This is a genomic window from Corynebacterium sp. HMSC076G08 (genome assembly GCF_001811515.1).
GTDB lineage: Bacteria > Actinomycetota > Actinomycetes > Mycobacteriales > Mycobacteriaceae > Corynebacterium > Corynebacterium hiratae.
Genome location: NZ_KV805028.1, coordinates 4,748 through 16,335, shown reverse-complemented (window position 1 = coordinate 16,335; position 11,588 = coordinate 4,748). Strand labels below are relative to the sequence as shown.

Genomic DNA, 11,588 nt, shown 5'->3' with positions numbered 1-11,588 from the left:
CCCCGACGTGTCTACTTTCCGGGGGCCAGGCCCAAGGGAGAGCTGCCCGAACACGCGATTCATTCCTTCAGCTACCGGAGCCAGCCTGACGTCATTGTTCAGTTTCGGTTTGATGTCGTAAACACGGTTGAACATCCTTGCATGATGAGCTGCGTAATTACGCAGAATATTCAAGGATTTCAGCCAAGATTCAAGCTGAGGACCAGTTAGGCCGCAGGGCTCGGCAATCCGTTTGCGTACGATATTGGGCGACATGCCGTACAGGTACGACAGCATCCCCCAATCCATGATTTCGACAGCCGCCCAGATGGGTAGAGTCCCGCCATATTTGGATTTGTGGTGGGCGACGAAGTCCTCCTTCGACGCTTTCAATGCCGACTGGTACTTTCTCAGCCACACCTCGTGCACGCTACGCCCGTCTTTGTTTCGCTGCCGTGCCCGGGCGCTCAAACGCTGGGGATCCAAATAGATCAGCGGGTCAAGGCGACCCAGCTCGTGACCGAGCTTGGTTCGAATAGCCAACTCCACGCGATCAAGCTCGATGAACACGCTGTGGCGCAATTGTTCGTCAAACCCATAGAGGGCTACCACCAGGTCAAACGATGCTCCCTCAACGAATTCATCTCGGGCAGTGCCGTCGTCTTGGGAGAAACGGCGCATCGGGTACCAGTATCCGGACAAGCGGTAGTAGTTCAATTGAGCCAGCAGCGTCTCAGCATGCTTGGGATCATCCACTCGCATCCCACGCTGACGAAGCAATTCGACCTGTTCACCGTAGGTCTTGAACTGCTTCACCTGCTCCACGCACACCCCTGTTTGATACAAAAACGAAGACCGGCCCTGGACTCCCGTTGAGGCGGGCAGCGGAACCGGTCATGTTGACTACGAGGTTACCTGGTTGATGACGCCGAGGCAAGAGCACGGGACATGGAGCCATCGGTACGATCCGAACCATCACCTCGGGCGGGCAGGTCCTGTTCTGCGGCCGGGACGTGGCGACCGCCCTCGGCTACGCCAACACGAAAGATGCCCTGGCGCGTCATTGCAGGGGGTCGTTAATCACTACCCCCTTGAAAGGGCTGGTGGCATCCAGCAGGTCAGGTTTACCAGCGAAGGTGTCCTATTACGACGTGGTGCTGGCGTCGCCGTCGCTGATCACCACCACCGAGATCGCCAAGGACTACGGCCTGTCGGCGAAGAAGCTCAACCAGATTCTGCACGGGGAGCAGGTGCAGTTTCACCAGTCCGGGCGTTGGTTCCTCTACGCCAAGTTTGCTGAGAAGGGTTACACCCAGTCCAAGACGTACGAGTACGACGAGGGCAAGACCTGCACCCACATGTACTGGACGCAGAAAGGCCGCCTGTTCATCTATGACCTGTTGAAGAACATCCGTGGCCTGCTGCCGGTGGTCGAGTGTGAAGGCGAGGACGCCAGATGACCACCACTGCGCTTCTTGATATCGGAATACCGAAGAAGAACGTCGAAGGATACCCTGACCCGACTTGCTACCGGGCCCTGAAAGCGATTCAGCGCGCCGAGATCGACTGGGCTCACCAGATGGACATCCCGAACCACCACCAGATCACCGACCAAGCCGGGCTGGAGCAGGTGGCCAGGTTGGATCACGTCGCCGCCACCTACACCAACGACCGGCGCTCGTCTGCGAGCTTCATTTCCTCGGACTGTGTCGTGATGGACATCGACAACGACCACACCGAGGAATCATCCAACTGGGTGACACCGGAGAAGCTCGCCGAGTTGATGGCGGGTGTGGTGTTCATGACCGCCACTTCCCGTAACCACCAGAAGGCGAAAGGCGTGCTGGCGGCTAGGTTCGGTTTCTTTGATCAGCAGGCGTTGGATGCCGGACGGTTCATCTACGGAACCACAAACGGGCCCTCGGCAGGCTGGCGTTCATAAAGCTAGGAGTCGATCTTAGTGTTGGTGGCAATCGAATGTGTCCGGTACGCCCACTAATGTTGATTAATGGATTCACTATTCCCCATCATTACGCAGACCCAAGGAGAACCAACCCATGACGCACCGCGCAGACGCAGGGCTTGAGCCGGCTCGGGAAACGTCGGCGTCGCAGACGTCGTTTGTGCCGCAGCCAGGAAACCAGGAGGCGCGCCGGGCGGACCTGCGCCGCTGGAAGGCGATTGCGCTGTCCTTCCTGATTGGTGCGGCGGTGATCTTTTTGGGGTGCTCGTGGTGGCAGGCGTCGGCAAGCGGGGCTCCCGTCTGGGTGGGCTACGTGCGCGCGGCAGCGGAGGCAGGAATGGTCGGTGGATTGGCGGACTGGTTCGCCGTGACCGCGCTGTTCCGCCGGCCCATGGGACTGCCCATCCCGCACACCGCACTCATCCCCAACAACAAGGACCGTGTGGGTGATGCGCTCAAGGACTTCGTGGAGGAGAACTTCCTCACCGCGGATGCACTCAGCGCCAAGGTGCGGGAGGCGGAGATACCGCTGTGGCTGGCGCGCCAGGGTGTGGAGCCTGGGCGGGCGGAGGAGGTCTCCGCGTGGATTGGTGAGCGCGCAGCCAGCGTGGTCGCAGACCTAGACCCGGCGGAGGCAGAGCAGTTCATCCGCACCCAAGTCATGGACCGTCTGGCAGAGCCGGAGTGGGGCCCGCCGCTGGGGCGCCTGCTGGAGGGTTATATCGCGGAAGGCAAGGCACGGCCGCTGGAGGATGACCTCATTGAGTGGGCGCACGGCAAGATCCTCGGCATGGAATCCACGGTGGTCACCGCCATCGATGAGCGCATGCCGGGCTGGGCGCCGCGCTTTGCCCGCGAGATGGTGGGGGAGAAGGTCTACGCCGAGCTCGTGGAATTCGCCGATGAGGTCCGCCGCAACGGCAACCACGAAGCCCGCCTGGCCATTCGCCGCAACCTGTCCAAGCTGGCTTCGGACCTGCAGTGGGATGAGGACATGCGCGGGCGCATCGAAGGCATCAAGCAGGAGATGCTGGCCTCCGATCAGGCGCAGAAGGCGCCGGCGGCGATGTGGGCGACGGTCTCCTCCACGCTCATTGAACAGCTCACCGACCCAGAGTCCTTCCTGCGCCAGAAGATCACCGCCAAGGTGAAGGAATTGGCGCACCGCCTGCTGGAGGATTCCGAGTTCCTGGCCCAAGCCAACGAGCTGGTGGACAAGGCCGCGCGCTACGCGGTGGAGAAATTCGCCCCGGAGATCATCGCGATTATTCCGGAGACCATTAAGCGCTGGGATGCCCAGGAGGCTTCCGAGAATATCGAGCTCATGGTGGGCAAGGACCTGCAGTTCATCCGCCTCAACGGCACGGTTGTGGGTGCGCTGGCGGGGTTGGTTATCTACACTGTTAATCATCTGCTTTTTGGCGTCTAACAAGGAGTGACGACCATGTCCGTATTTGACTCAATCAAGAATGCCGGTTCCTCTGCTTTTGATGTGGCCAAGGATTTTGGTGGCCGTTTCAAGGAGGAGCGCCAGAACCAAGCCCAGAGCGCGCAGGCGGATCGCATTGCCCGCGCCGCCGATGAGGCGGGCATGGGTGATGGCACTGCGAAGGAGGAGTCCTTCTTCGACCGCGTGACCTCCACGGCGAAGAATATTGGGGAGTCTGTGTCCTCCGCCGCCCGTGAGACCCGCAACTCGGAGTCTTTTGAGAAGGCTCGGGAGGATTTCAACACCGCCTTCAACGAGACCCGTGAGGGTGTGCAGGGCGCTATCAACAACGCCAAGGAGCAGCGCGCGGAGGGCAAGCATGCCCAGCAGCCGCAGGAGCCGCAAAGCCCGCGCAACCCTTATGCCCCGAAGCCGAATGACGATGTCATTGACGGCGAAGTAGTTGACGAGAACTAGTTGGCCTTTCTTGATGCATACTTTTCTTAATACTATTGCGTCGATACCGCACTACATTTTCATCGCGGTATCCCTCTTCGCCCTCATCGGCGCCGTCCTGGCAGCGATGACGAGGGAGGACGCTTTCCGCGCCGGTGACCGCCAGAACAAATGGGTGTGGGTCGGGCTGCTCTTCGGTTCCGCTGTGGTGATGAACCTGCCGCTGCCATTTGTCAGCTGGATTGGCGCCATCATCACCGGTGTGTACTGGTTTGATGTGCGCCCGCAGCTCAAGGCCATCATCAACGGCGATTATTCCTACTAATGCTGAATCTGCTTGCGGCCTCCGTGGAGGAGGTGCGAAACCAGTCGGCGGGGCAGCAGCGAGTGCTTGTCTCCCCGCACCACGTGATTGCCGCTGAGGGCGCCGAGCACGTCATTGCTGTTGCCGGTTATCCCACCGGGCGCCATCACTCTTTGGTGAAGGCGGCGGAGGCGCGGCTGGCCGTGCAATCAGGTGCGGCCGAGGTGTGGGTTGCGGTGGATGCGCTGCTAGGGGATGCCACCTCGCTGCTCTCCGAGCTCGTCACCCTCCGCGAGGCCTGCCCGCTGCCCGTGCGCTTGGGGCTCATTCTTCCTGAGCGTCCGGCTCTGCCGTTGCCGGAGTATGTGCGTGCTGCCGAGCAGGCGGGCTATCAATGCCTCATTGAAACGGGCTCCGTCGTTTCAGACGACGAAGCCCTGGATACGCAGCTCTCCGTGGAGAGCCTTTAACTCTGTGCTTTAGCTTTCGGTTCTTAGTTGTCCGGTGCCTGCTGAGCTGGTGCGGTGGCAGAATCGAGCTCGCTCATTGGAACGTCGTGGCCAATGAGGGTGAGCGTCAGTTCCCCAGCCCCAACATCCACGGATTCAAAGGTCAGCTGCTGGCCCGCGAGCTGTTCCTCCATGCCTTCGGCCAAGGCATTCGAGATCGCGGAGGTCGCCTGCTCGGGCAGGTCGAAGCCGAAGAGCGATGCTTCCTTCGCATCGATGGCGAGCTTGCCGTCGCGAGCCTCCGGCTTGAGCGAGAGCGTGGCTAGGCCACCGGCAAATTCCACCTCGAGGTCATCCTCGGCATCGTTGGCGGTAATCGCGGTGACCACCAGGTTGCCCAAGGCGTCATAGCCGGACTGCTCAGCAATGGCCTTTTGGAAGCTGGCGAGCAGGAACTGATCCGGCACCGTCGTCGAAGCCCGCAGCGTGCCCGCAACCGGCTCCTTGGACAGCGTCATGTCTTCGACGTGCACATCAGCGGCCGGTTGGCCGGTGATGGTGGTGCCCTCAATCTTCAGCGTGGACGGGGTCTTCATATCCATCTGCGGAATCTTGCCGTTGAGCAAACCAAAGACCATAGGGCTGGCACCAAAGCTCACCTCCGGTTCCTCGGAGGTCTCCACGCCCTGCTCCTTGGCGGACTGGGTAAATTGGCTCTTCATCTGAGAACCCAAGAACCAGCGCAGGCCGAGCTCAGCAAGCAAGATGATGAGCAGGAGCGTCACCAGTACGCCGATGAAAATTTTCCAGGCCGTCGAGGCGGGAGATTTAGAAGAAGCCATGACTACTAGTGTGGCGCACTGGATTAAAGTTGGCCAACTACCAGGTCCCAATCCACTGTGAGAACGTTGTCCCGCAGGCGGCGGTTCACCGGGTGGATGGGGACTGTCTGCCGGAGTTCTTCGCGCGCCATGCGCCAGCGCACCCGCGGGCCATATGGAGACCAGCCGGCGGCGCGGTCCCAGGCGGCGTCGGCCGCTTGCAAGAGCTCGTGGATCGGTTCACCCGGCACGTTGCGGTGGATGAGGATTTTGGGAAGGCGCTCCGCAATATCGCTGGGGCGCTCCACGTCGAAGGGATCCCAGGCGAGGGTCAGCGTGCGCGGGCCGGAGGCGTCGAGAAGCACCCAGGCCGATCTGCGTCCCAGCTCGTCGCAGGTTCCCTCCACGAAGTAGCCGCCGGGAGCCAAGCGTGAAGTCACCGTGTTCCAGGCTTTCTCCACCTGGTCGACGTCGTACTGGCGCAGCACATTGAAGGCGCGCACCAGCTGCGGGCGGTAGCCGGCAAGCTCGAAGCCGCCGAGCTCGAAGCTGACACCATCGCGCGGCGGCAGGACGCGCTCGGGGGAAATCTCTAGGCCCGTTACCCGGGTATGCGGGTTAACGCTGCGCAGCCAGCCGGCCCACTCCACGGTGGTGGTGTGGGAAGCGCCGTAGCCGACGTCGAGAGCCAGCGGCTTACTCGTGGAGCGCAACAGCGAGGAGATCTCCGGGTGCGCCACCATCCACCGATCGCAGCGGCGCAGGCGGTTGGGGTTGGTGGTGCCGCGGGTAACAACGCCAAAAGGCCGACCAGCGCTTTCCTGAGCCTTCAGGTTATGCGCGTGATCGGCCATGGCAACAACTGTGGTGTAGGGAGTTGTTTAGAGGTTGTTGGAGATCCACTCTTCGGTGAGCTTGCCCTCGTTGGTGTAGAGCTCCTGCAGAGCTTCAGCGACCTTCGGCTCGATGGCAGCGCCCATCATCGGGATGTTGACGGAAACCTCGGTGACGTAATCCAGAACGGTGGTCTCATCCTGGGCCTTGTAGGTGATGTCACCCTTGAAGTCGACCGGGGTGCCCTTGACGTCAGCGGTGAAGGAGACGGAAATCTGCTCGTCGACCAACTCGCCGATGGTCACGGTGCGCTTTTCCTTCAGATCCTGGGAGACCATGGCGCGAACGGCCTCCGGAAGGAGGGAGGTCGGAAGAATTTCGTAGAGCACAGCGGTGTTGCCGGTGAACTCGTGCACGGTACCCGGTTCCGGGGACAGCTTGGCCACGATGAAGTCCCAGTACTCCTGAGTGGTCAGTGCCTTGTGCACCTTATCGATGGGCTGGTTGATGATAACGGTGTTTTCGCTACGGGTTGACATGAGTTACAGACTACCTTGGTAGACGTGCTAGATAAATTCCTGACCCTCGCTGACATTGACGGAGTCACGCTGGATTCCGAGACCACCTTCGCCGATCTCACGACGCTGCGCATCGGTGGTGCACCGCTGGTGACGGTGCGCTGCGCCAGCGCTGAGGCGGCAATTGCTGCGTTAGCAGCGCTTGACGACGCCTCCCAGGACTACCTCGTCGTCGGCGGCGGCTCCAACCTCGTGGTGGCGGAAGGCCAGTTGGATGTCGTGGTCGTGGTGCTCGACTTCGAGGATATCGATGTCACCGTGGCCAACGGCCTCGTGCGCGCTGATGCGGGCGCGGTATGGGATGACGTCGTGGCTTTGTCCGTGGACTGCGGTCTGGGCGGCATTGAGTGCCTGTCCGGCATCCCGGGCAATGCGGGTGCCGTACCGGTACAGAACGTCGGCGCCTATGGCGCGGAGACCTCCGACGTCCTCACGCAGGTCTACCTCTATGAGCGCGCTACGCGGACCGCGAGCTGGGTACCGGCGGAAGAATTAGAGCTGGCGTATCGCTACTCCAACCTGAAGTTCACTGGACGCGGCGTGGTGCTGGCTATCGAGCTGCAGCTGACCACCGATGGGCTGTCCACACCCCTGCGCTTTGGCCAGCTCACCCAGAACCCCGGTGAGCGCCGCCCGGTCGCGGAAGTCCGTGAGGAAGTGCTGAAGCTGCGTCGCGGCAAGGGCATGGTGCTCGACCCAGAAGACCACGACACCTGGTCAGCCGGTTCCTTCTTTACCAACCCCATCGTGGAACCGCAGCTTGCCGATTCCATCCAGGAAGCCGTCCGCGCCGCCCGCGGCGACGAGGATGCGGACCGCATGCCGCGCCATGCGGTGCCGTCCACCGCATCTGGAGAAGATAAGGAAAAACTCTCCGCTGCGTGGCTCATCGAGCGCGCCGGCTTTGCAAAGGGCTACCCGGGTGAAGAATCGGGTGCGAAGGCAACCTTGTCCACCAAGCACACCCTGGCGCTGACCAACCGCGGTGAGGCCACTGCAGACGACATCGTTGCGCTGGCCCGCGAGATTCGCGCCGGGGTTCAGAAGGCCTTCGGTGTGACGCTGGAGCCGGAGCCCATCTGGCTAGGGGTAGAAATATAAGTGCGCAATATTTAAAATAGCGTTGAATTGCTAGCTCGCCGCCGCAAACACTAGGCGCCCAGAAAGGACCTCGCATGTACATCCCCAAAGACGTACTCTTTGCCATCCTCCTCTTTGTTTCGGCCCTTCTCTGCGCGGTGGCGATGCTGTTGGTCCCAGGCCTGTTCGCGGAGTTCAGCGCAGCGCGCTGCACCTTAATGGCGAGCGTCTTGGGGATCGGCGTCGCCGGGCTGTTTTTCTCCCGCATCCAGATCCGACGCCTCGAGCACTAGCGGTTAGGGCTCCATTGCCCCAAGCTTTCACCGCCGCTTAGGTCATGACGTTGAGCCACTCATCCTTGGCCGCGAGGAAATCGCGTGCGGCCTCCTGTGCGCCCTCGAGTGAGTGGTGGGCGCCCCAGCCGCACTGTACCTCGTTGGCGGCGGGAACCTCGGTGGCGTTGAGGATGTCATTGAGCGCGCCCTCGACGGCGCGGAGCAGCTCGTCCTGCTCCATACCGTTGGTGATGGCGTAGAAGCCGGTGCGGCAGCCCATCGGGGCAAAACCGATGAGCTTGTCGGTGTAGTTGCGCATGAAGTTGGCCATCATGTGCTCCACCGAGTGGATTGCCTCGGTGCCGAGGTGCTCCTTGTTGGGCTGGCAGAAGCGCAGGTCATACTTGATAATCTCGACTCCGCCGCCCAGGTCGGTGCGGTCGGCGACGCGGATATAGGGGGCGTCGACAAGCCGGTGGTCGAGCTCGAAGGACTTTACGTTGATCTTGTTCTCGGTGTTCTTCTCAGTCATGCTTTCCCAGTGTAACCACGGCTTAGCCTGTGGCCCGAGTGTCCTTCCCCTGAATGCGGGCTGTGCCGCATACGCTGGTCAGATATGAGCGAAGAGGAGATTGGCGGCAACGCTATTCCGGCCGAAGAGCCAGAGACCATCGTGCCGTTTAAGAGCTCGACCATCCTTGAGGTCCAGGGCCACGATGAGGAACGCGACCCTTTCTCCAGGGACAACCGGCTCCGCAAGGAGAGCTGGGGGCTGATCATCCGCCGCACGTGGAATGACTTTTTCCACGATGCCTTCATGGACCGTGCCGCCGGGATGACCTACTTCACGCTCATGGCTTTTGCGCCCACGGTACTGGCCGCCTACTCCATTGCCACGCTCATCTTCTCCTCCCGCCAAGCGGAAGTGGAGCAGCTGACCTCAGAGCTCATCGAACAGTACGTCCCTGGCTCGCTTTCTGAGCAAGCCCATACGGTCGTCGGCACGATCATCGGCTCTAGCGCGCAGGGCACGTTGGCACTGATCATTTCCCTGGCCATTTCGCTGTTTTCAGCGTCGGCGTATGTGCGGGCCTTCTCGCGCACTGCCAATACCGTGTACGGCCGGGTGGAAGGCCGCGGGATCATCCGCACGTGGGCGCTGATGTGGGGGCTGACAGCAGTCATCGTGGTGGGCGCGGTCATCGTGCTTTTTGCCAACTTGCTGCGTGATGCTGTTCTTAACGAAGGGTTGATTCCGCTCGCGCGCAACGTAGGGCTAGAAGATACCGCCACGTACTTGGTAAGAATCTTCCTTCCGGTGTGGAACTGGCTGCGCTTTCCCGTCACTGTGATCGTGGTGCTCACGCTCATTGCAGTGCTCTATCACTTCGGCCCCAACGTGCGGCCTGGGCGCTTTAGGTGGATTACCTATGGTTCGGTGGTGGCGCTCGTGGGCACAGTAGTGTCCTGGGGGCTGGTGGGCCTCTACCTGAAGTACCTCGCTGCGGCCAGCGCCTATGGTGCGCTAAGCACCGTCATGGCGGTGTTCATGGCTATGTGGTTGATGAACACCGTGCTCATCGTCGGCATCAAGATTGATGCCGAGGTGTTGCGTGCCAAGGAACTGCAGCTGGGGCTACACTCCGAGCGTTTTATCCAAGCCCCGCCGCGCTCTGATAGCTCCTCTCAAGCCCAGGCCCGCGCCCAAGAGAACCTGGAGCAGAGGGCGCGTGAGATTTCAGACAACGCACGGCAGGCACAGGACGAGACGGCAGGGATGTAGCCCTACTTCAGAGCGAGGTGGAAGGGAATCTCGGTGCCGGGCACGACGATGCCGAACGCGCCGTCTTCCGCGCCATTCTCAGGCACGCTGACAGCCACTCGGCCGGTACGTTTCTCTTGCGGCTGGAAGGGAGTGTCTACGTCGATAAACCCATTGACATCCCACATGAGGGGCTGCCCATTCGATTCCTCGCCCGGGCCGAAGTAAAGGAACGCCATTTCCGAGCCGGCGTCGGTCTCGTTGCCCACGTACGTCAAGGTCAAATCAAAGACCAGGTATTTCTTCCCCTCGTCCGGCTGCTTGTAGGAAGGGTCCGCGGCCATGACTTCGTCCGTGCCATCGAAGTTGAGGTTGCTGACATCCACGTGCCATTCCGGCCCTTTCAGCGTCGTGTTGAGCGGTAGCGGGTTAGAACGCGAACCGGGCGTGCCTTCCTCAAGGACTTGGTTTCCGTTCTCATCAGGAACGCTGTTGTAGTATTCCGTCGCTGTTGGGGTGGGGGAGCCCGTGCTGTCCAGCGTCTCCTCCTCATCCCAGGGGCGCACCGTCGTGCCCACGACAGAACTTGATATTTCGGGTGTTTGCGTAGTGTCCGGAAGAGAACCGATGAATTTTGCGGCCATGAAGAAGAAAAAGACGACCGAGGCGATCAAGCTGCCCACCACAGTGATGATCAGGGCGACTGCTCCCCACGCAGTTGACTGGTTGCTGAGGAAAAGTGAGACCGCGCCGGTAATAAGCGCTGCGAGGAGAAGGATCCAGCCTGCGGCGTAGATGCCGGGGATGCAGGCGATGATTGTGCCGAGAACGGCGAGAACCGTGGCGATGATTCCAACGACGGACTTTTTCTTTGGTGGCTCTGGCTGGGGTTGGGCAGCTCCGTAACCGCCGCCAGGATTGTTATGGGGAGTGCCTAAGGGTGGGAAAGTCTGGTTGGCATAGGGGTTCTGCTGCGGTCCCCCGTGCTGGTGTGGCCTCTGCTGACCGGGGCCTGGGGGTGGAGTGTGCGGCGGATACGGAGGTTGGGTCATGAGTAGCTTCTTTCAGGAGAGCGTCAGATGAGTCCCGATAATAATCGCCGCATGGCTACTGCACCTGGGAAAGCAGCTAGCCGGGGAGCGCTCCTAACTGCCCGGCACACTGTTACTGCGCAGATTCTTCCGAAATCTGGCGGTGGCCCGCGGCCTTTTCTTGCCCGCGCTTATTAATCAGTGCTGAGACTAGGAATCCAAACCCCATAACCGTTGTGGCTCTGGTTGACCACTCGTAATCAGCGATGAGCCAACCGGCAAGGGAAATGACGCTGAGTGAGCCGACCGCTGTTATGAGGAATTTTTCATTATCCATGCTTCGTCCTCTGGTTCGTAGAAGTCTCGCAATTAAGTAAACGGTGCCTTATGCGAAAAACTATCACGAGGCGAAGGGTGCAGGCAGAAAAGAAGCCGAGGAGGCCCGCTTCTGAGCGGACGTCCTCGGCTTATTCTAAGGGCTTGCTGTTAGGGGGCTAGCGCCTTAGGCAGAGGGGTAGGTGCCGTCATCGGTGAGGCGCACGGTGTCGTCGAGAAGCATGGCAATCTCGGCGGCCTTGGCGTCCTGTGCCGGAAGGCGGCGGCCCTCGATGACCTCGAAGAGCGGGG

General features: G+C 60.9%; 16 protein-coding genes. 9 read left to right on the top strand and 7 right to left on the bottom strand.

From position 1 onward, the window contains the following. Positions 1–804 (bottom strand): Abi family protein (locus tag HMPREF2806_RS04355; RefSeq protein WP_070516437.1); only part of this gene is annotated, 804 nt, incomplete at its 3' end. A 311-nt stretch (positions 805–1,115) separates the two neighbouring features. On the opposite strand from HMPREF2806_RS04355, the gene HMPREF2806_RS13740 reads away from it, so the two are divergent. The 6 genes from HMPREF2806_RS13740 to HMPREF2806_RS04325 all read left to right on the top strand — a co-directional run bounded on the left by HMPREF2806_RS13740 (position 1,116) and on the right by HMPREF2806_RS04325 (position 4,601). Next, on the top strand, positions 1,116–1,439 hold the full coding sequence (locus tag HMPREF2806_RS13740) for a phage antirepressor KilAC domain-containing protein (RefSeq protein WP_232745265.1): 324 nt from the start codon (positions 1,116–1,118) through the stop codon (positions 1,437–1,439). Next, positions 1,436–1,921: a hypothetical protein gene (locus tag HMPREF2806_RS04345; RefSeq protein WP_070510555.1), complete on the top strand. Its 486-nt coding sequence runs from the start codon at positions 1,436–1,438 to the stop codon at positions 1,919–1,921. The genes HMPREF2806_RS13740 and HMPREF2806_RS04345 overlap by 4 nt, the downstream gene beginning before the upstream one ends. Before the next feature lie 115 nt (positions 1,922–2,036). Further along, complete coding sequence (locus HMPREF2806_RS04340) at positions 2,037–3,371, top strand: DUF445 domain-containing protein (protein ID WP_070510556.1); 1,335 nt, start codon at positions 2,037–2,039, stop codon at positions 3,369–3,371. 15 nt (positions 3,372–3,386) lie between these two features. After that, positions 3,387–3,848, top strand: a complete 462-nt coding sequence (locus tag HMPREF2806_RS04335; RefSeq protein ID WP_070444004.1) for a CGLAU_01105 family protein — start codon at positions 3,387–3,389, stop codon at positions 3,846–3,848. Positions 3,849–3,861: 13 nt separating this feature from the next. Continuing rightward, the gene (locus HMPREF2806_RS04330; protein ID WP_070516433.1) at positions 3,862–4,152 is read left to right on the top strand and encodes a DUF2516 family protein; all 291 of its coding nucleotides are present in this window, start codon (positions 3,862–3,864) and stop codon (positions 4,150–4,152) included. Further along, complete coding sequence (locus tag HMPREF2806_RS04325; protein ID WP_070516431.1) at positions 4,152–4,601, top strand: deoxyribose-phosphate aldolase; 450 nt, start codon at positions 4,152–4,154, stop codon at positions 4,599–4,601. The genes HMPREF2806_RS04330 and HMPREF2806_RS04325 overlap by 1 nt, the downstream gene beginning before the upstream one ends. Positions 4,602–4,624: 23 nt before the next feature. On the opposite strand, the gene HMPREF2806_RS04320 is transcribed toward HMPREF2806_RS04325, so the two are convergent. Genes HMPREF2806_RS04320 through HMPREF2806_RS04310 form a run of 3 tightly spaced genes read right to left on the bottom strand, consistent with a single transcriptional unit; the run spans position 4,625 to position 6,774 of the window. Beyond that, complete coding sequence (locus tag HMPREF2806_RS04320; RefSeq protein ID WP_070516429.1) at positions 4,625–5,422, bottom strand: LmeA family phospholipid-binding protein; 798 nt, start codon at positions 5,420–5,422, stop codon at positions 4,625–4,627. 23 nt (positions 5,423–5,445) lie between these two features. Beyond that, the gene (locus HMPREF2806_RS04315) at positions 5,446–6,255 is read right to left on the bottom strand and encodes a class I SAM-dependent methyltransferase (protein WP_046647833.1); all 810 of its coding nucleotides are present in this window, start codon (positions 6,253–6,255) and stop codon (positions 5,446–5,448) included. Positions 6,256–6,282: 27 nt separating this feature from the next. Next, a complete protein-coding gene (locus HMPREF2806_RS04310) occupies positions 6,283–6,774 on the bottom strand; it encodes a DUF2505 domain-containing protein (RefSeq protein WP_046647832.1) in 492 nt (163 codons plus the stop codon). A gap of 24 nt (positions 6,775–6,798) precedes the next feature. Between HMPREF2806_RS04310 and HMPREF2806_RS04305 the strand changes: the two genes are divergently transcribed. After that, positions 6,799–7,914 carry a UDP-N-acetylmuramate dehydrogenase gene (locus HMPREF2806_RS04305; protein WP_070516427.1) on the top strand — a complete coding sequence of 372 codons (1,116 nt, stop codon included), beginning with the start codon at positions 6,799–6,801 and terminating at the stop codon, positions 7,912–7,914. Positions 7,915–7,988: 74 nt separating this feature from the next. Next, positions 7,989–8,186, top strand: coding sequence for a hypothetical protein (locus HMPREF2806_RS04300; protein ID WP_070516424.1), 198 nt, complete (start codon positions 7,989–7,991; stop codon positions 8,184–8,186). A 37-nt stretch (positions 8,187–8,223) separates the two neighbouring features. Here HMPREF2806_RS04300 and HMPREF2806_RS04295 read toward each other — a convergent pair whose 3' ends face one another. Beyond that, positions 8,224–8,700 (bottom strand): S-ribosylhomocysteine lyase, encoded by a 477-nt coding sequence (locus HMPREF2806_RS04295; protein WP_070516422.1) that lies wholly within the window; start codon positions 8,698–8,700, stop codon positions 8,224–8,226. Positions 8,701–8,784: 84 nt separating this feature from the next. Here HMPREF2806_RS04295 and HMPREF2806_RS04290 point away from each other — a divergent pair, with 84 nt between their 5' ends. Next, complete coding sequence (locus tag HMPREF2806_RS04290; RefSeq protein WP_070516420.1) at positions 8,785–9,951, top strand: YihY/virulence factor BrkB family protein; 1,167 nt, start codon at positions 8,785–8,787, stop codon at positions 9,949–9,951. 2 nt (positions 9,952–9,953) lie between these two features. Here the strand turns inward: HMPREF2806_RS04290 and HMPREF2806_RS04285 are convergent, their stop codons facing one another. Both HMPREF2806_RS04285 and HMPREF2806_RS04280 read right to left on the bottom strand, forming a co-directional pair. Beyond that, the gene (locus HMPREF2806_RS04285) at positions 9,954–10,982 is read right to left on the bottom strand and encodes a hypothetical protein (RefSeq protein ID WP_070516418.1); all 1,029 of its coding nucleotides are present in this window, start codon (positions 10,980–10,982) and stop codon (positions 9,954–9,956) included. Positions 10,983–11,094: 112 nt separating this feature from the next. Next, a complete protein-coding gene (locus tag HMPREF2806_RS04280; RefSeq protein WP_070516415.1) occupies positions 11,095–11,298 on the bottom strand; it encodes a hypothetical protein in 204 nt (67 codons plus the stop codon). Between the last annotated feature and the right edge of the window lie 290 nt (positions 11,299–11,588).